Genomic DNA, 18,684 nt, shown 5'->3' on the forward strand with positions numbered 1-18,684 from the left:
AACTAGTCCAACTGCCCCAATTTTCTGGCTGCGGCCTGCCGATCATGCCGCAGCAGCCGCCCTGGCGCGCTTGGCCGGCGCGGCGGGCTTGCGCGGCGGCGCCTTGCCGGCCGCCGCCTTGACAGGCGCTTTTCTGGCGGCTGTCTTGGCGACCGGCGCCTTGGCCGCGGGGGCTTTTGCTGCGGGCGCCTTCTTGGCTGCGGCCTTTTTCACGGCAGGCTCCGCCGTGGGCTTGGCGGCCGGCTTGGCCGCCGCCTTCGCGACGGGAGCCGGCTCGGGAGCCGCCGCCTTCGGGGCCTCGGCGGGATGCGTCTGCGTGAGGCTCATCAACAGCTGGTGCTCAGCCAGCAGGTAGTCGCCGATCTCGGTGATGTCGGGCACGGCGCGGCGGCAGGCGATGAGGCCGTAGTCCATGCGTCCGTTGTAGCTCTGCACCGTGACGTTGAGCGCCATGCCGTGGCCTGCGATAGACACCGGGTAGTAGCTGGTGACGAGCGCACCCGCAAAGTACATCGGGAAGGGCGCGCCGGCTACATTGGAAATGGCCACGTTGGCCCCCGGCGGCAGCAGGTTCACGAGCCCCGATCGCCCGACCATCGAGGCGATGCCCGACACCAGCCAGGGCGCGGCAAAGGTGGGAAAGTCGTCCAGGATCACCGCCTTGAAGCGGTTCATGGTCGACTTCGAGCTGGTCGACGAGGCGTTGATGGCCTTGAGCCGCTGCACCGGGTCAGTGATGTCGGTGGCCAGGCTCACGAGGATCATGCTGGCCTGGTTGTTGGCCGTCTCGTCGCCCGCTTCGCGCAGGCTCACGGGCACGCCGGCCACCAGGGGCTTGGCGGGCAGCTCGTTGTTGTCCGCCAGGTAGTGGCGCAGCGCGCCGGCCACCGTGGCCATGACCACGTCGTTGAGCGACACGCCGAAGTGCTTGGCAATGTGCTTGGTCTCGGCCAGCGAAATGGTGCGACCCGCAAAGGTGCGCTGGTTGGTGATCGACACGTTGAGCGAGGTGCGCGGCGCAAAGAGGTTGAACTTCTTGGGCGCTGTGGCTGCGTTCTTTTCGGCCGCCTTCTCGTCGGGCTTGGCGAGTCCGCCCAGCGCACGTGCGATGGCCGGCGCCATCTTGAAGAGCTTGACGTACTGCTGCGCGGTGTTGCGCAGCGCCGCGGTCGCGAGCTCGGCCATGCCCAGCTGGTAGCCGCTGCTGCGCGGGCGTGCGCGCGGCGGCTTCACCACGCGGCCCGTGGCCTCGAGGTCGAAGATGGCCTTGCCGAGCGCCACGCCGGCCTGCCCGTCGATGCCCGCATGGTGCACCTTGGTGTAGAGCGCCACCTGCCCGCTCTTGAGGCCGTCGATGATGAAGAACTCCCACATCGGGCGGCTGCGGTCGATCAGCGTGGAATGCAGCCGCGCCACGTACTGCTGCAGCTGCCGGTTGGTGCCGGGCTTGGGCAGCGTGATGTGGCGCACGTGGTAGTCCAGGTCGATGTCGTCGTCTTCCACCCACACCGGGTTGGTCAAATCGAAGGGCATCAGCGCGAGCTTGCGCGTGAACACGTCGGCCAGGTGGATGCGGCTGGCCATGAACTGCTTGGCGTCCTCGTAGAAGTCGCCCTTGTAGCCCTTTGGCAGGTCGAGCACGTTGAGCGAGCCCACGTGCATCGGCATCTCGGGGGTCTCCAGGTGCAGGAAGGTGGCATCAAGACCGCTCAGGTGTTTCATGTGTCATGTCTCCTTGTGTGCGCAGGCGCCGTCCGGCAGGATACCCGTGCACAGCCCTGCGAATCGGGGCTAAAGCAGCGAACACGGGTTTGTCCCGAGAGCCGCGCGCGGGGCGCTATTAATTCAATAGCTCGCCGCGGCACGCCCTCCTTCACGCCGGATTCGTACACTGGGCCCATGACATCCATCGCTTCCACGCAGACCGACGAGTTCCTGTGGCTCGAAGACATCGACGGCGCCGAACAGCTCGACTGGGCCCGTCAGAACAACGCGAAGACCGTGCAGCGCTATGCGCAATCGCCCGCCTTCAAGCGCATGGAGCAAGGCATTCTCGAAGTGCTCGACTCCGATGCGCGCATTCCGATGGTGCGCAAGATCGGCCCGCTCTTCTACAACTTCTGGCGCGACAAGAAGAACCCCAAGGGCCTGTGGCGCCGCACCACACTGGCCGAATACCGCAAGCCGCAGCCCGACTGGGAAACGGTGATCGATCTCGATGCGCTGGCCGAGGCCGACAAGGAAAACTGGGTTTGGCACGGCGCAGAGGGCCTGCAGCCCGAGTACAAGCGCTGCCTGGTTTCGCTCTCGCGCGGCGGGGCCGATGCCGACGTGGTGCGCGAGTTCGACCTCGAGCTCAAGCAGTTCGTCTCCGGCGGCTTCACGCTGCCCGAGGCCAAGAACAGCGTGGCCTGGAAAGACATCGATCACCTCTACGTGGCCACCGACTTCGGCCCCGGCTCGATGACCAGCTCCAGCTATCCGCGCATCGTGAAGGAATGGAAGCGCGGCACGCCGCTGGAGAGCGCGGCAACGGTGTACGAAGGCGGCATGGACGACATGACGGTCAGTGCGTGGCGCGACAACACGCCGGGCTTCGAGCGCGACTTCGTCTCGCGCCAGATGGACTTCTACGACAGCGAGACCTGGCTGCGCGGCAGCGACGGCCGGCTCGCGAAGATCGACGTGCCCGACGATGCCAACGCCGACATCACGCGCGAGTGGATGCTGGTCGAGCCGCGCAGCCCCTGGACTGTGGGCGGCACCACCTACAAGCCAGGCTCGCTGCTGGCCACCAGGTTCGACGACTATATGGCCGGCAAACGCGAGATCACGGTGCTGTTCGAGCCCGACGACACCACCGCGCTGGACGACCATTCGTGGACCCGCAACCACCTGATTCTCAACGTGATGCACGACGTGGTGAACAAGCTCGAAGTGCTCACCCCGCAAGCCGGTGAATGGAAGCGCGAAAGCTTGGGCGGCGCGCCCGAGCTCTCGACTATTGCGGCCGGCGGCATCGATGAAGATGAAAACGACGACTATTTTCTGACCGTGAGCGGCTTCCTTCAGCCGACCACGCTCTACATCGGCACCATCGGCAAGGGCGAGCCCGAGCCGCTTAAAGACAGCCCCGCTTTCTTCGATGCCTCGCACCATCGCGTGAGCCAGCATTTCGCCACCTCGAAGGACGGCACGCGCGTGCCCTATTTCGAGATCGCCCCGAAGAACCTGCAGGCCGACGGCCGCAACCCGACGCTGCAGTACGCCTACGGCGGCTTCGAGATCTCGCTGCAGCCGAGCTACAGCGGCAGCATCGGCCGTGCATGGCTCGACCAGGGCGGCGTCTACGTGGTGGCCAATATTCGCGGCGGCGGCGAGTACGGGCCACGCTGGCACCAGGCCGCGCTGCAAGAGAACCGGCTGCGCACCTGCGAAGACTTTGCCGCTGTTTCCGAGCACCTGATCGCGCGCAACATCACCTCGCCGGAGCACCTGGGCGCCATGGGCGGCAGCAACGGCGGCCTGCTGATGGGCAATATGCTCACGCTCTATCCCAAGCTCTATGGGGCCATCGTGAGCGAGGTGGCGCTGCTCGACATGAAGCGCTACACCCAGCTTTCGGCCGGCGCCTCGTGGATCGCCGAATACGGCGACCCGGAAGATCCGGAGGAATGGGCGTGGATCCAGGCGTTCTCGCCGTACGAGAACGCCAGGCCGGAGCAGCCCTACCCGCCGGCGCTGTTCACCACGTCGACGCGCGACGACCGCGTGGGCCCGGTGCATGCGCGCAAGATGTACGCGAAACTGGCCGCCATGGGCTACGACGCCAGCTTCTACGAGAACATGGAAGGCGGCCACAGCGCGGCGTCGGACAACAAGGAATCGGCCTTCATGGACGCCCTGGGCTACGCCTATTTGTGGAAGCACATCGGACGCACATCGACATGACCAACGGCAACGGCACCACCCTCGAACTGATCGGCGCGCCCACCGACATCGGCGCCAGCGTGCGCGGTGCCGGCATGGGCCCCGATGCGTTGCGCGTGGCGGGGCTTCCGGAGGCGCTCGCACGGCAGGGCTTCACGGTACTCGACCGCGGCAATCTCGCCGGGCCGGCCACCCCGTGGACGGCGCCCACCAATGGCCTGCGCCATCTCGACGAGGTGATCGCGTGGAACCGCTCCGTCTATGCGGCGGTGGACACCGCCCTGGGCACCGGCCACGTGCCGCTCATGTTGGGCGGCGACCATTGCCTTGCCATCGGTTCGATCAGCGCCGTGGCCTGGCATGCGCGCAAGCGCCGCAAGAAGCTGCGCGTGGTGTGGCTCGATGCGCACTCCGACGTCAACACCGAGACCACCAGCCCCAGCGGCAACCTGCACGGCATGCCCGTGTCTTGCCTGCTGGGCCATGGGCCCGCGGTGCTCACTGGCTGGAGCGGCGAGCGCGCGGCGCTCGAGCACGACGCCATCCGCTTCATCGGCATCCGCAGCGTCGATGCGGAAGAAAAAGAAGCCATTCGCACCCTTGGCCTGCACGTGTTCGACATGCGCCACATCGACGAGCACGGCATGCGCACCACCATGACCGAGGCGCTGCAGGACGTGGGCGAAGACACCCACCTGCACGTGAGCTTCGACCTGGACTGCCTCGACCCGAACATCGCGCCGGGCGTGGGCACCGGCGTGCGCGGCGGCCCGACCTACCGCGAGATGCAGCTGTGCATGGAAATGATCGCCGACACCGGCCGGCTCGGCTCGGTCGACGTGGTGGAGCTCAACCCTGCGCTCGACGTGCGCAACCAGACCGCCGAGGTGGCGGTGGAGCTGATCGAGAGCCTGTTCGGAAAGTCAACGCTGGTGCGCTGAACGCGTCAGGCCGGTCTCAACCCGGGTTCGGTACCGGCTTCACCGGAAAAGGCGTGGCCGGCGCCGGGGGTGCCAGCGGCGCCAATGGCCGCGGAGCTTCGGGCGCGACGCTGGGGGTTGCCGGCTCTTCGCCGCCCTGGCCTTCCAGGAAGCGGTCGAGCAGCGCAAAGAAGCGGTCGTAGAAGAGTTCGTCGGTGAGCGTCTCGCTGGCCACCTTGACCATGGCGTCGTCGCTGCCGGCAAAAGGCAGCGAGAGCGAGCCGAAGGCGCCGACGCCGACGCTGGCCGAGTTGTTGACCTTCTTGATGCCATAGCGGTCTTGCAGCGCGGTCGCAAAGGCCACGGTGCTTCGCTTGCCGGCCTTGCCGCCTTCGCGCGCGCACACCACGCGGAACTCGACCTCCACGTGCACCTCGAAGGCCGGCTGGAAACTCTTGCGACCCGTCACCAGGTCGGGATTGGCCGCGTTGATCATGTAGCCTTGGCTCAGCAGGGCGCGGCGCGCCGCTTCGCAGGTTTGGGCCTCGGTGGCAGCGTAGGTGCGCGTGTGGGTGGTGGTGGAGTCGAACTCCTCGGTTTCGTACGACACCCGGCGCGGGCTGCTGCCGCAAGCGGAGAGCATGAGGGCCGACAACAGGCCGAGGACCAGAACCGGCGTGCGAAGAACGGAAAAGGCAGAAGAGAAGCGAAGGGGCATGATCATGGCGCGGCGAATCCTAACCGGCGTCTCCGCCGGCGAGGTTTCGAGCATCGCCGGGCGCGGGCGTTCCCCAACGCGGCGCAAGAATTTTCAGGACCAGTGCAGCACGTGGTGCGCACGCACTCGCGTCGCGGCAATCAAGCGGGCATTGGGCGCGTCGGTGCGAGCCACCCAGTCGCGCGCCGCCTCGGCGCTGCGGCCGAACTGCTGGTGGCGCCTGAGCAATCGCTCTTCGCGCACCGCATCGTCGATGTCGACGTACCAGACCTCGTCGAGCATGGCCGCCGCGCCGGCCCAGGGGCCGTCGTCGTGCAGCAGATAGTTGCCCTCGGTGATGACCAGCTGCGTCTCTGGCAGCACTGCGATGGCGCCGGCGATCGGCTCCTCGATCTCGCGGCGGAACTCGGGGGCGTAGACGATCGGGTCGTCAGTCCCCTGCTCGCGCAGCCGCTGCAACAGCGCCACGTAGCCGGCACTGTCGAAGGTATCGGGGGCGCCCTTGCGGCCGGCGCGGCCGAGCCGTTGCAGCTCGACGTTGGCCAGGTGAAAACCGTCCATCGGCACGACCTGTGCGCGGTCCGCGCCCGCCGCCTGGAGCAGCGCCAGCGCGAGCGTGGACTTGCCCGCGCCCGGCGCTCCGACCAGCCCCAGCAGCTTGCGCTGCCCGCCGGCCATCAGGGCCTGCAGGCGGGACAGGCTGTCGGCGGGAATGGAGGGAAGTTCTTGCGCGGGGATGGTGCTCATCCCCCGAGCGTACAACCCTCCTTCGCTTCGAGAATCAGGGGTACAGGCCGCGTTCCTGGCGAGCCATCAGGATGCGCTCGCAAGCCACGGCATAGGTTGCGGTGCGCAGCGAAATCTTGTGCTTGTCGGCCGTGTCCCAGATCTGGTTGAGCGCGTTCATCATGATGCGGTCCAGGCGCACGTTGATCTCGTCCTCGTCCCAGAAGAAGGACGAGAAGTCCTGCACCCATTCGAAGTAGCTCACCGTCACGCCGCCAGCGTTGCAGATCACGTCTGGCACCACCAGCACGCCGCGCTCGGCCAGGATGTCGTCGGCCACCGGCACCGTGGGGCCGTTGGCGCCTTCGAGCACCAGCTTGGCGGTCGTCTTCTGCGCGCGCTCGGCCGTGATCTGGCCTTCGAGTGCGGCCGGAATCAGGATGTCGCAGGCCACTTCCCAGAAGTCTTCGTTCGGCACGACGTCCCCGCCGGCCTTGAAGCCGACCACGCCTTCGGTGCGCGAGATGGGTACCAGCTTCGTCAGGTCGAGGCCGTTCGCATTAACGATGGTGCCGGTGTGGTCCTGCACAGCGACGATCTTGGCGCCCGCTTCGGCAAAGAGTTCGGCCGCGACCGAGCCCACGTTGCCGAAGCCCTGCACCGCGATGCGCGCGCCGCGCAGGTCCATGCCGAGGCGTCGCGCCGCTTCGCGACCCGTGACGAACACGCCGCGGCCGGTGGCCTTGACGCGGCCGAGCGAGCCGCCCAGGTGCAGCGGCTTGCCGGTGACCACGCCGGTGGCGGTGCCGCCGACGTTCATCGAGTAGGTGTCCATCATCCACGCCATGATCTGCGCGTTGGTGTTCACGTCGGGTGCCGGAATGTCGGTGTGCGGGCCGATGATGATGCCGATCTCGCTGGTGTAGCGGCGCGTGACCTTCTCCAGTTCTTGCAGCGACAGCTTCTTGGGATCGACGCGGATGCCGCCCTTGGCACCGCCGTAGGGCAGGTTGACGGCGGCCGTCTTGATTGTCATCCAGGCCGACAGCGCCATCACTTCTTCGAGCGTGACGTCGGGGTGGAAGCGCACGCCGCCCTTGCCCGGGCCGCGGCTCATGTTGTGCTGCACGCGGTAGCCCTCGAAGTGGGCGATGGTGCCGTCGTCCATTTCGATCGGCACGTCGACGATCAGCGCGCGCTTGGGGCGCTTGAGCGTTTCGACCCAGCGGGCCAGGGGGCCGAGGTAGGGCACCACGCGGTCGACCTGCGAGAGGTACGTGCCCCAGGGGCTGTTGGCGGTCGGATTGACGAAGGAGAGCTTTTCACTCATGGGAGGTCCCTTGGTTTGAATGGATGGCCGCAACGATAGACCTCTCCCGCCCGTAGCGCCATGGCTTATGCGCGCCGCGCTGGCGGGTTATGCAAGAGAGGCTTGGCCGGCCAGCCCGCCCAATCCGGCCAAGAGGCCTACGCCACAGCGCTCAGCAGCGCCGCATTGCCGCCGGCTGCCGTGGTGTTGACCGTGACCGTCTGCTCGCCGCAGAAGCGATACAGATAGTGCGGCCCGCCGGCCTTGGGCCCGGTGCCGCTCAGGCCCTCGCCACCGAAAGGCTGCACGCCGACCACCGCGCCGATGATGTTGCGGTTGATGTAGATGTTGCCCACGTGCGCGCGGGTGGCGAGCGTCTGGGCGCGCGAATCGATGCGGGTCTGGATGCCCAGCGTGAGGCCGTAGCCGATCGCGTTGATGCGTTCGATCACGTCCGCAGGGTCGCTCAGCTCGCCATGACCCCAGCGCGCGATTTGCAGCACCGGGCCGAATATCTCGCTGGTCACGCGGTCGATGGAGCGCACCTCGTAGGCCTGCGGCGGAATCAGGTTGCCCTCGGCCGAAGAAGACACCGGCGCGAGCAGGCGCTTCGCTTCCGAGTCCAGCCGCTTCAGGTCGCGCCGGATGTTGTCGGCGGCTTCGCGGTCGATCACCGGCCCTACGTCGGTCGAGAGCAGCGAAGGATCACCCGCTGCCAGTTCCCCGGCCGCGCCGCGGATCATCTCGATGACCGCATCGGCAATGCTGTCGTGCAGCACCAGAAGGCGCAGCGCCGAGCAGCGCTGGCCGGCCGAGCGGAACGCGCTTTGCACCACCGCATCGACCACCTGTTCGGGCAGCGCGCTCGAATCGACCAGCATCGCATTGATGCCGCCGGTCTCCGCGATCAGCGGCACTATGGGGCCGTCCTTGGCCGCCAGAGCGCGGTAGATGATCCGCGCCACCTGCGTCGAGCCGGTGAACACCACGCCCGCCACGCCGGGCGCCGACACCAGCGCGGCACCGACTGTTTCGCCCGGCCCGTGCAGCAATTGCACCGCGTCGGCCGGCACGCCAGCGGCGTGCAGCAGCTTCACGGCTTCGAGCGCGACGGCGGGCGTCTGCTCGGCCGGCTTGGCCAGCACGGTGTTGCCCGTGGCCAGCGCGGCCGCCACCTGGCCCATGAAGATCGCGAGCGGAAAATTCCAGGGGCTGATGCAGACCCACGGCCCGCGCGCGGTGAGCCGCAGTTCATTGCTCTCTCCCGTCGGGCCGGGCAGCGTCACGGGCTGCATGATTCGCTCGGCCTCGTCGGCGTAGTAGCGCAAAAAGTCGACGGCCTCGCGCACTTCGGCGACCGCATCGCCCCAGGTCTTGAAGGCCTCTTTCACCAGCAGCGCGCAGAAGCGCGGCAGCTCGCGCTGGAGCGCATCGGCGGCTTGGCGCAGCAGGGCGGCGCGCTTTTCCACCGGCGTCTTGCGCCAGGTGCGGAAACTCGCGACGCTGGCGGCGACGGCTCGTGGTGCGTTGCCGGCATCGAACTCTTCAACCCGCGGCACCGTGGTGGTCGACAGGGCCGCAAGCAGCGGCGCGCGCATCGACTCGACGGCAAGGTCCAGGCCTTCGCTATTGCGCCGCGCAGGAAGCAGCCCATAGAGCGCCGGCGGCAGCGGCAAGGCCGGGTTCGTAGCCTCGAGCCAGAGCGGCGACATGAGCAGTTCGTCGATGTCCACCGTTTCGTCGCCCAGCTGGTTCACGAAGGATGAATTGGCGCCGTTCTCCAGCAGGCGCCGTACGAGGTAGGCGAGCAGGTCCTTGTGCTGGCCCACCGGCGCATACACGCGCACCGGCGCGGCCGTGCTCTTCATGACTTCGCGGTACACGCCCTCGCCCATGCCATGCAGGCGCTGCAGCTCGAAAGGCGCCCGCGCCGCTTCGGCCATCTGCAGGATGGCCGCGATGGTGCCCGCGTTGTGCGTGGCGAATTGCGGATAGATCGCGTCGGGCGCCGAAAGCAGCGCACGCGCGCAAGCCAGGTAGCTGATGTCGCTGTGATGCTTGTGCGTGAAGACCGGGTAGTGCGACAGCCCGAGCTCCTGCGCGCGCTTGATCTCGGCGTCCCAGTAGGCGCCTTTCACGAGCCGGCACATCAGGCGCAGCCCGTGCTTGCGCGCCACGGCCGTGACATGTTCGATCAGTTCGAGCGAACGGGTCTGATAGGCCTGCAGCGCGAGACCGAAGCCGCGCCACTGCGGCTGCTCGGCCGCCACGCGCGCGGCCAGCGCCTCGAACACGTCGAGCGAAAGTTCGAGCCTGTCGACTTCTTCGGCATCGATGGTGAGGTTGAGGTTGGCCGCGGCCGCCAACTCGCACAGCTGCCACACGCGCGGCACCAGTTCGCGCATCACGCGCTCGCGCTGCGCGTCTTCGTAGCGCGGATGCAGCGCGCTGAGCTTGATGGAGATGCCGTCGTTGTGCTCGGGCGTGCGTGCCGCATCGGCGCCGGTTGCGATGGCGCGGATGGCATGCGTGTAGCTGTCGAGATAGCGCAGCGCATCGGCGTCGGTGCGCGCGCCTTCGCCGAGCATGTCGTAGCTGAAGCGGAGGGCGCCCTGTTTGCGGTGCGCCGAGCGAGCCTCGTCCATGGCTTCGGCGATCGTCTGGCCCAGCACGAACTGGCGTCCCAGCAGTTGCACCGCGCGCAGCGTGGCGGCCACCACGGTTCGCGCGCCGAGCTTGGCCATGAGCCCGGGCGGATTGTCGCCCTCGGGCAGGAACCTCTTCGACATCGCAATGGCCGCGGAAGAAAGCCGCGACAGCGTGGAATCGGCTGCGCCCTCGAAATCGGCCCGGCCCAGCTGGTCGGCCGTGAGCGCGATGGCCGTGGCGGCGTCGGGCACGCGAAGCAGCGCTTCGGCCAGCCGCATCAATGCCAAGCCTTCAGCGCTCGAGATCGGGTATTCGCGCAGCAGGCTTTCCATGGCCCAGAACGGGGGCGGATGCTTGCGCACCGCCTCCACCCAGGGGCGGGCGGCCGCTGCCGCGGCGCTCCAGTCGAGGGCCCCTTCGAGGGAGGCGAGGCGGTGTGAGACGACGTCGGCTTCGGGCCGGTAAGGGATGGGTAGGCGCATGGCAGTTCCTTGGTTCTATCCCCTATGGTCTTTGGATATAGACCGAATCTTTTGCCAAAAATTACAGCCTCAGCCGGATAATTCACCAATGCACGACCTGGACCTGGACCGCATCGATCTCCGGCTGCTGAAGATTCTTCAGCAGGATGGCCGTATCACCAACCTCAAGTTGGCCGAGGCGGTGGCGCTCTCGCCCACCGCAGTGCTGGCCCGGGTGCAGCGGCTCACGCGCGATGGTTTCATCCTGGGCTACGAGGCGCGGCTCGACCCGCACAAGCTCGGGCGCGGCCTCACGGTGTTCGTCGAAATACTGTTGGACCGCACCACGGCCAATGTGTTCGACCAGTTCAAGGCCGCCGTGCAGGTGCGCGACGAAATCATGGAATGCCACATGGTCGCGGGCGGTTTCGACTACCTGCTCAAGACCCGCATGGCCGACATGGCGGCCTACCGCGAGTTCGCGGGCACCGTGCTGTGGCAACTGCCCGGCGTGCGCGAAACGCGCACCTACGCGGTCATGGAAGAAGTGAAAAGCAGCGCGCGGCTGCCGCTGGGCATCTAGCGCGCGACGACGCGAGCAAAGAGTAGCGGCGGCCACTCAGCCCGTCGTGTTTTCCATGCGCTTGGTGAGCGTGCCCAGCTGCAGCCATGTCAGCTTCAACCTCATTGCTGCGGCCTTTATGGGTGCCCACCAGATCGCAGGCAGCTCCAATGCGTGAAGAATTTGGCAACAGGGTCGCAGTCTTATGTTCGGCGGCCTATCGCACAACCTGCTGAGGCTGCCTCGCCTTGTATAAGCATTTCCTTATTAAAAGGGAGATGGCGCAGGATATGAGCAAAAGCACGGTACTTTTCGCGTTGGTGATACTTCTGGGGGTCTTGGCGGGTGGCTGGTTCCTCTCCAATTACCTTGTTCTGCTCATCCTCGATCTGCGAAATGCATCACTGACCTGGAACACGTGGTGGCAATATATTCAGGCGACAGACCTGCCGCAGTACGCCCCCTACGCTACCAAGATCAAGCTCAGCGGCGCCATAGGCTTCGGCGTACCCCTGTTGGGCTGGGCCGCATTGCTCATCCCACTCTTTCGAGCCAAGGCCGAATCCCTGCACGGCGACGCCAGCTTCGCCGAACTTTCCGATCTCAAGAAAGCCGGCCTGCTCGAGCAGACCCCGCAAAGCATCCTCATCGGCAAATACAAAGGCCAGTACCTGTGGCTGGGCGGCGCGCAGCACGTGATCACCGTCAGTCCGACACGTTCAGGCAAGACCACCAGCATCGCCATCCCGGTGCTGTTGTCGTATTTGCACTCGATGGTCGTGCTCGACCTCAAAGGTGAACTGCGCAAAGCCACCAGCGGCTGGCGCGAGACACAGGGTCACACCATCTATGTGTGGGCGCCCTACGACGACCAGGGAAAGACCCATCGCTTCAACGCCTTCACCCTGCTGGTGGGCATGGATGCGGGCAAGCGCATCGGTGAAATCCAGACCATCGCCGCCATTCTTTACCCGGACGAGCCTGGCAAAGACCCTTTTTGGACGAGCCAAAGCCGCGCCGCCTTCACCGCCTTCGCCTCATACATGTTCGAGGTATGGGACCACTGGGGTCGGATTCTCGTGCGCGCCCAGGACCCCAACACCGACGAGAACTTCCCCAGTCTTGAACGCATCCTGCACCTGTCCAGCGGCGCCGACGGCCAGGGCACCTTGGCAATGCTCAAGGAGATATTGAACGACCCGCAACAGTCGGGCTTCATCAGCACGCAAACGCGCACCGTCTTTGGCAACCTCGCTGGCCTGGCCGAGCAAACCTTCTCCTCGGTGATCGCCACCATGCAGGCGCCACTGCAGCAGTTCCTCAGTCCGGTGCTGGCCGCTGCCACCAACGCGACCGACTTCGACATTACCGCCATCCGCAAACATCCAACCACGCTGTACGTCGACATCCCGACCAACAAGCTCGACGAAAGCGGCAAGCTGCTGAACATCTTCTTCAGCAGCGTGATCGGCAACAACCTCACCAAGCAACTGGGTGACGAGCCGGATTTGAAATACCAGATGCTCATGCTGATGGACGAATTCACCGCCATGGGGCGAGTGGATGTGTGGGCCAAGCGCATCTCGATCTCGGCCAGCTACGGTGTGCGCGACCTGTGCATCGTGCAAAGCCGCGCTCAGCTGCGCTCGGCCTACGGCGACAACGACGCACAGAACTTCATCACCAACCACGGCGCGCAGATCGTGTTTGCGCCACGCGAGCAAAGCGATGCGGCTGAATACAGCGAAATGCTGGGCTACAAGACCATCCGCAAGGAGCACCGCAGCACCAGCCGAGGCGGCGGCTCCAACCAGGTCTCGACCAACTACACCGAAGAGCGCCGGGCCCTGTTTCTGCCGCAGGAGATCAAGGAGCTGCCCGCCGACGAGGAGTTGATCTTCTATGAAGGCTGCAAGCCCATCCGGGCCCACAAGAACTGGTTCTTCAAGGACAAGATTTTCAAGGAGCGGGCGAGTATTGCGCCGGCGCCGATCAAGGGGGCGGCTTCGGTGCGCGAGCATCGATTCAAGGTCCCTGTCCACGCAACGGAGCAAGGACGGCATGCTCTCGAACAGGGTGGATGAAATAAGACTGTGCACTTGCATTGCGGCGTGATCGCGACGGGGATTTCATGTCACAGATTTGGATCGCGGGCGCTGAGCGCCCCCCTCCGCAAATGACACACCAGCGAGTAGCAAAATCATGTCATCCAATCTCACAACTACCCAACTGCTGGGGTTCACCCGCTCGCCATCGCCACCGCCGGGGCTTGTAGCCGTTCCGGCAGATCGATGGCCCTTGCCGCTGCACGTCGCACGCGATGAAGCAGCAGGAGCGGTCACATGACCATCAAAACCTTGTTCGCCGGCATGGCGGCGTTGGCGCTCTTGCTCCTGAACGGCTGCAACGTGCGCGCCAAACCAGTGATGGAAGAAGTGGGCGTGCTCGAACTTCCCTACACGGTTCAGTCGTTGGCCTGGCATCCCGAAGGCCGGCTGCTCGCCGTCGGCTACTTCATGCGCGATGTGGTCGAAGTGTGGGATGTGCATACGAAGAAGCCGGTGTTCTCGGTGCCAAGCAAGCGCTGGGCGGGGAATCGCTCGGGGCAGGACGTGCTGTTCAGTCCGGATGGGAAGCGTCTGATCGTCCAGGACTACCAGGACATCAAGCATGGAGAACTCAAAGTTCCAGAAAGCATCGATGAGGCCGCGGAGATCGCGGCGCGAAACGACAAGGATCGCTATGTGCTTGCACGCATATGGGACGTTGCCCAGCGGCAGGAAGTTGCCCAGATTAGGGGTCCGGGAACAAGACGCATCGGTGTTACGCCGAGGGCGATGTGCGTACTGGCAAACGGCCGCGCATTGGTCGTCCTGCGCAAGACAAGTGTTGCAATGTATGGCTTGCCATCCGGAACGCTCGAAAGCGAACTTGACCTTGCACATCCCTTTCATGATCAGCCGCAAGTTGGACGCTCCTACGAGACGATGAGTTGCAACCCGGCGCGTGACGAGATCTCGTTGGGCGCGCTGCAGTTTTTTCTGGATGCCGAGCAGTTTGGCTTGACGAACTGGACGGGCGCAACGGCCATCGTCATTGCCGATCTGGAGCGCAGAGCCATCAAGAAAGTCCTGTTCAGCCCCACGCCCCTGAACGGCGTCGCCTACAGCGCCGACGGTGGCAAGCTCGTGTCCTTCGGCATGTCGCCCATTCGGGTGTGGGATGCGAACAAGGACTTCGCGGCGCTGGGCGAGATCGAGAACCCGCCTCAATTGGATTGGGTTCGAACCCAGCGCACCCCGGTCGACGTTCTTCACCCTCCGGCTGATGCGCCCCGAGGCAACTCGGGCGACTTGATCGCCGTTCCCGACTCGGACGTGATGCTTGGCCTGGCATCGGACTTTCATTTTTGGGACACCGCACAACGACGCGTCGTGGCGACCGTTCGCTCGCCCCGCGACGTATCGCGCCTTGCCGTGCACAAGCCGAGCGCCACTCTGGCGGCGGCTGCAATCAATCGAGTTCATTTCTATCGAATCGATGCTGCGGCCTTGCAGCACGCCACTAAGGGAGAGTAATACGCATGAGCACTTTGACCACGGCCCAGTTGCTGGGCCTCACGCGTCCAGGCAAAGACACCGCACCGCCTGCCGGATTCGGTGCGGTGTCTGCAGATCGATTGACGTTGCCGCTGGACGTACAGAGCACCCGTATCAACTACCAAGCCTTCTTCAATCCGGCAACCAACGAACTGGTCATCACCGGCACGCCCAGGGCAGTGCCGCGCCTGGATCTGGTGACGCAAACGAAGGTTGAAGACACCAACATCTTCTCGGACAGCGTGCGCATTACCCGTGGCCCGCGGGCGGGTGGATTTGATGGGCCGTCTGATCCTGTGACTCAGACCCTCACGCTGGTTGAGAGTCTGACTGCCAATGACGAGAGTCCCTACCCCAACGCCACCGTCAGCTTCGCCGGCGAAGGCGCGGTTGGCCTTGCCTTCTCCGCGGCTTCATATGAGTTACGCAACGATCCCACTGCCTCAGCCCGTGTCGGCAGCACCGTCACCCTGAACGCCTGGACAGGCCACTGGACACCCGACGGCAGCGTCGACACGGGCGTGCTCGATGTGCGCACGCCCAACCCCGCCAATGGCGACCCCGGCATCGGCAGCCTGCACGTGGGCGTCGAACCCTGGAGGCCTGGCGGTGTCGTGGCTGCGGTGAACACCGGCAATGCCCAACGGGCGGGCGCAATGGCCGATATCGGCACCCAGGGCGCGATGGCCATGGCCGAATTGCTGACCAGCAAATTGGGCGGCCGGGTCCTCGGCGAAAGCGCCGCCTGGGTCGCGGACAAGCTCATCGGCAAGGGCGCCGAAGCCTTCACGGAACCGGCAGCCGACGCCGCCGCCGGCGCTGCCGCCAACTACATCGACAGCCCCGCCCGGGCCGTCAAGGCATTGGGCTGGCAAGCCAACCTCACACCCGCCGAAACCACCCAGGTTGTGCAGCAAGGCATCGGACAAGGTCAGTGGAACGTCATGCATGGCCTGAGCCCCGCAGGCTATGCCGTCGACGGCACGTACTACGAGAACACCGGAGCCGCGACGGTCGCGGGCGCGGGCAGCACGGCGGAAACCCGGCAACCCGCCGTGCAGGTCACCACCTGGCGCGACGAGACGACCGGCGCCATCATGGAGGCGCGCATCTCCGGCCAACGCGTGGATGGTCAGTTCGAGGGCGACAGGTCGAGTGTCTTCGCCTCGGGCATGGACACCGCAGGGCGCATGATTCTGACGGGGAGCGCGGCACAAAGCGTGGCCGACTATCAGATGCGCCCCGTTGCTTCGAGGGGCACCGACGCGTCCGCTTCGGAAGACCCGGCTCTTGCACCCGTGGTGGTGGAAGCAGGAAGCGGCCTCGGCACCTACACAACCGTCAGCATCCAGACCCACGCCAATGGCACTGCAAGCTTCGACTTCGTCGGCGAGGACGGCAGCCGCGCCTGGGTGATGCACGACGCGGAAACCGGCGACCGGACCGTGACCATCAACAGCGGGCAAGAGGTGGCTGGCGAGCCGCGCACCGTCATCTATGATCTTGATCGAAACGGCGTGCGCGTCGGGCAAGAGCGCTACTTCGACGCCATGGGCGCGCCCGTCAACGAGCGGGGCGAGGTGCAGGCGCCGCAGGCTGCTCCGGCGCAGCAGGAACCCATCCCCCAGATCACCACGCATGAATCGCGCATCGTGCCCACGCCGGGCGGCATGAGCTTTGCCGAGGCGCACAGGCGCCGCGACGAACCCGAGCAGATTTCTGCGGGCTCGTTGCAGCCGGTGGGCAAGCTCGATGAAATCCACCGGGCCAAAAGCAGCCCGCTGTACCGGGTGCACCAGGCGCAGGAGCAGGACCTGATGCGAGGCCTGGGAATTGCGCAGGCGCAGGACAGGGAGCGGTTCAAGAACGAGCCGAGCCCCCAAAGGACGCTGCAGCCTTCGGGGGAGCGCACGCAGGAGCAGGCGTCCAGGCGCGTGCTGGAGGAGGCGCCCGCGCAGAAGCAGGCCGAGGCTCAACCACCTGCTCTGGCTACTCCCGCAGTGCAGGCGCCGACAAGAGGAGAGCATGTGGCGGCGCCTCTGGCCCACACGCGCTCACCGGTCCATGCCAACCCTGCGCCGCCTGTTGCCCCGGTGCACTCGCCCCCTCAAGACGCTGCGCTCGCGCCTTCTCAGCCGATGGCCCAACCCGCTGCGGCAGCCGTTACAGCAGCCATCGCGGCGGCGCAAGCCGAGGCGGCCGCGGCGCGGGCCGAAGCGGCCCAGATACGCCAGCAGATGGCGCGGATGGCCGCAGAGCGCGGACACGACGGCCTGGCGCGGCGTGATGAGAGGGATCAGAGGGAGACGACGCAGCTCAAGCACAGCCGCGACACCCGGCAACACCTGGGGGCTGCCGCGCACGGCGAGCAGATATCCGCCACTGCCGTGGCTGATGCGAGCCGCCCGTTGCTGCGCGATTTCAGCGACCCGAGTCATCCGCAAAATGCGCTGTACAGCACCCTCAAAGACCTCCTCCCGAAGGGAATCTCCGAAGAACGCCTGGCCCAAGGCACGGCCGCCTGCCACCGGTCGAGAATTACGGAGAAAGACCTGTCGGGTATTTATATTGGCGACAAGTCGGTGGTCTTCGCCTCCCGCTCGCTCTTTGCCGTGCCTGCACAGATGGACATCAGCCAGCCCGCACCCAGCATTCAGCAGAGCGATCAGCACATCCTGCGAACCGACCAGCAGCGGGAGCAAATAATGAGCGAGATTCGGACACAGGCCGCAACGCAAGCCAACCAGCAACAGGGGTCGGTGCTGGGCGGCCCATGAGGGGTGGCGATGCTCTGAAACCGGTGACCAAAGCGCCAAGAACATGCTTCAATCTACGCCAAGAGGCACATCGGGAGCGAGCAATGAACTGTGCCGCCACCTTCCGCTCATGCAGCGCAGTCAAACAAACTCTCACACGGTGTCGGACAACTCCAGGTTAGCCAGGGAACGCCACCAATTTCTATGCCTGGTACGGGCTGAATGCACTGGCGGACCTGCACGCGGTCGCAATATCTGCGCTACTCGAGGAACATGATTTCGGCGCGCAGGCGCTAACGCCGGCCGGGTTGTCAGGCAGGTTTTCGCGGCCGGCCGCCGAAGATGGCGGTGCCGATGCGCACCATCGTGCTCCCTGCGCTCACGGCCGCTTCGAGATCGGCGCTCATGCCGAGCGAGAGCGTGTCGAGCTCGATGCCGGCGGCGCGAATCGCGTCATAAACAGCGCGGGCACGCAGGCAGAGTTCACGCTGCGCGGTGAAATCCGGCGCCGGCTCGGGAATGGCCATGAGCCCCCGCAGCTTCAAATGTGGCAAAGCCGCCACAGCGCGCGCAAGCGGCAGCGCCTCTTCGGGAGTCACGCCGGACTTGTTCGCGCCGCCATCCACGTTCACTTGCAGGCACACCTGAAGCGGCGGCAAATGCGCCGGCCGCTGCGCCGAAAGACGCTCGGCAATCTTGAGCCGATCGATGCCGTGTACCCAGTCGAAATGCTCGGCCACGGGCCGTGTCTTGTTGCTTTGCAGAGGGCCGATGCAGTGCCATTCGAGTTCCGCGCGCAGATCCGAAAGCGCCGCGATCTTGTCCAGCCCCTCTTGCACATAGTTTTCGCCGAAGGCCCGTTGCCCTGCCTCGAAGGCCTCGCGAACGGCCTCCGGACCGAAGGTCTTGGACACCGCCAGCAGCCGGACTTCAGCCGGGTTGCGCCCCTCTTGGGCGCAAGCCTTTGCGATACGGCTCTTTACTTGCTGGAGGTCGTCGCCAATCATCGTCATAATCGTCCCAAATTCGTATCAAAACGTCACCGAACTCGATC

12 protein-coding genes are annotated in these 18,684 nt (G+C 65.6%); 6 read left to right on the forward strand and 6 right to left on the reverse strand.

The annotated features are described in order from the left end of the window. Window positions 1-42: 42 nt before the first annotated feature. Window positions 43-1,722, reverse strand: a complete 1,680-nt coding sequence (locus J2X92_RS18880) for a WS/DGAT/MGAT family O-acyltransferase (RefSeq protein ID WP_307577652.1) — start codon at window positions 1,720-1,722, stop codon at window positions 43-45. A 177-nt stretch (window positions 1,723-1,899) separates the two neighbouring features. Between J2X92_RS18880 and J2X92_RS18885 the strand changes: the two genes are divergently transcribed. Both J2X92_RS18885 and rocF read left to right on the forward strand, forming a co-directional pair. Next, the gene (locus J2X92_RS18885; protein WP_307577653.1) at window positions 1,900-3,951 is read left to right on the forward strand and encodes a prolyl oligopeptidase family serine peptidase; all 2,052 of its coding nucleotides are present in this window, start codon (window positions 1,900-1,902) and stop codon (window positions 3,949-3,951) included. Next, on the forward strand, window positions 3,948-4,871 hold the full coding sequence (gene rocF / locus J2X92_RS18890) for an arginase (protein WP_307577655.1): 924 nt from the start codon (window positions 3,948-3,950) through the stop codon (window positions 4,869-4,871). The genes J2X92_RS18885 and rocF overlap by 4 nt, the downstream gene beginning before the upstream one ends. A 16-nt stretch (window positions 4,872-4,887) precedes the next feature. Here rocF and J2X92_RS18895 read toward each other — a convergent pair whose 3' ends face one another. From J2X92_RS18895 to J2X92_RS18910, 4 genes are all read right to left on the reverse strand, one after another. Beyond that, window positions 4,888-5,568, reverse strand: a complete 681-nt coding sequence (locus tag J2X92_RS18895; RefSeq protein WP_307577918.1) for a DUF2242 domain-containing protein — start codon at window positions 5,566-5,568, stop codon at window positions 4,888-4,890. Window positions 5,569-5,661: 93 nt separating this feature from the next. Continuing rightward, a complete protein-coding gene (locus tag J2X92_RS18900; protein ID WP_307577657.1) occupies window positions 5,662-6,315 on the reverse strand; it encodes a nucleoside/nucleotide kinase family protein in 654 nt (217 codons plus the stop codon). 34 nt (window positions 6,316-6,349) lie between these two features. Then, on the reverse strand, window positions 6,350-7,624 hold the full coding sequence (locus J2X92_RS18905) for a Glu/Leu/Phe/Val family dehydrogenase (protein WP_055808107.1): 1,275 nt from the start codon (window positions 7,622-7,624) through the stop codon (window positions 6,350-6,352). 137 nt (window positions 7,625-7,761) lie between these two features. Next, window positions 7,762-10,734, reverse strand: a complete 2,973-nt coding sequence (locus J2X92_RS18910; protein ID WP_307577659.1) for an L-glutamate gamma-semialdehyde dehydrogenase — start codon at window positions 10,732-10,734, stop codon at window positions 7,762-7,764. 88 nt (window positions 10,735-10,822) lie between these two features. Between J2X92_RS18910 and J2X92_RS18915 the strand changes: the two genes are divergently transcribed. The 4 genes from J2X92_RS18915 (at window position 10,823) to J2X92_RS18930 (ending at window position 17,651) form a co-directional block, all read left to right on the forward strand. After that, on the forward strand, window positions 10,823-11,296 hold the full coding sequence (locus tag J2X92_RS18915) for an Lrp/AsnC ligand binding domain-containing protein (protein WP_055808103.1): 474 nt from the start codon (window positions 10,823-10,825) through the stop codon (window positions 11,294-11,296). 269 nt (window positions 11,297-11,565) lie between these two features. Further along, window positions 11,566-13,359: a type IV secretory system conjugative DNA transfer family protein gene (locus J2X92_RS18920; RefSeq protein WP_307577661.1), complete on the forward strand. Its 1,794-nt coding sequence runs from the start codon at window positions 11,566-11,568 to the stop codon at window positions 13,357-13,359. Between the two features lie 258 nt (window positions 13,360-13,617). Continuing rightward, on the forward strand, window positions 13,618-14,853 hold the full coding sequence (locus tag J2X92_RS18925; protein ID WP_307577663.1) for a WD40 repeat domain-containing protein: 1,236 nt from the start codon (window positions 13,618-13,620) through the stop codon (window positions 14,851-14,853). Window positions 14,854-14,858: 5 nt separating this feature from the next. Further along, window positions 14,859-17,651, forward strand: a complete 2,793-nt coding sequence (locus tag J2X92_RS18930) for a hypothetical protein (RefSeq protein ID WP_307577665.1) — start codon at window positions 14,859-14,861, stop codon at window positions 17,649-17,651. A 290-nt stretch (window positions 17,652-17,941) separates the two neighbouring features. Here J2X92_RS18930 and J2X92_RS18935 read toward each other — a convergent pair whose 3' ends face one another. Beyond that, window positions 17,942-18,643: a YggS family pyridoxal phosphate-dependent enzyme gene (locus J2X92_RS18935; protein WP_307577667.1), complete on the reverse strand. Its 702-nt coding sequence runs from the start codon at window positions 18,641-18,643 to the stop codon at window positions 17,942-17,944. Between the last annotated feature and the right edge of the window lie 41 nt (window positions 18,644-18,684).

The sequence above is a fragment of the Variovorax paradoxus genome, assembly GCF_030811855.1.
GTDB lineage: Bacteria > Pseudomonadota > Gammaproteobacteria > Burkholderiales > Burkholderiaceae_C > Variovorax > Variovorax paradoxus_L.

Coding starts and splice junctions, on each gene's coding strand:
- J2X92_RS18880 (WP_307577652.1), bottom strand. CDS start 1,722: ATGAAACACCTGAGCGGTCTTGATGCCACCTTCCTGCACCTGGAGACC.
- J2X92_RS18885 (WP_307577653.1), top strand. CDS start 1,900: ATGACATCCATCGCTTCCACGCAGACCGACGAGTTCCTGTGGCTCGAA.
- rocF (WP_307577655.1), top strand. CDS start 3,948: ATGACCAACGGCAACGGCACCACCCTCGAACTGATCGGCGCGCCCACC.
- J2X92_RS18895 (WP_307577918.1), bottom strand. CDS start 5,568: ATGCCCCTTCGCTTCTCTTCTGCCTTTTCCGTTCTTCGCACGCCGGTT.
- J2X92_RS18900 (WP_307577657.1), bottom strand. CDS start 6,315: ATGAGCACCATCCCCGCGCAAGAACTTCCCTCCATTCCCGCCGACAGC.
- J2X92_RS18905 (WP_055808107.1), bottom strand. CDS start 7,624: ATGAGTGAAAAGCTCTCCTTCGTCAATCCGACCGCCAACAGCCCCTGG.
- J2X92_RS18910 (WP_307577659.1), bottom strand. CDS start 10,734: ATGCGCCTACCCATCCCTTACCGGCCCGAAGCCGACGTCGTCTCACAC.
- J2X92_RS18915 (WP_055808103.1), top strand. CDS start 10,823: ATGCACGACCTGGACCTGGACCGCATCGATCTCCGGCTGCTGAAGATT.
- J2X92_RS18920 (WP_307577661.1), top strand. CDS start 11,566: ATGAGCAAAAGCACGGTACTTTTCGCGTTGGTGATACTTCTGGGGGTC.
- J2X92_RS18925 (WP_307577663.1), top strand. CDS start 13,618: ATGACCATCAAAACCTTGTTCGCCGGCATGGCGGCGTTGGCGCTCTTG.
- J2X92_RS18930 (WP_307577665.1), top strand. CDS start 14,859: ATGAGCACTTTGACCACGGCCCAGTTGCTGGGCCTCACGCGTCCAGGC.
- J2X92_RS18935 (WP_307577667.1), bottom strand. CDS start 18,643: ATGACGATGATTGGCGACGACCTCCAGCAAGTAAAGAGCCGTATCGCA.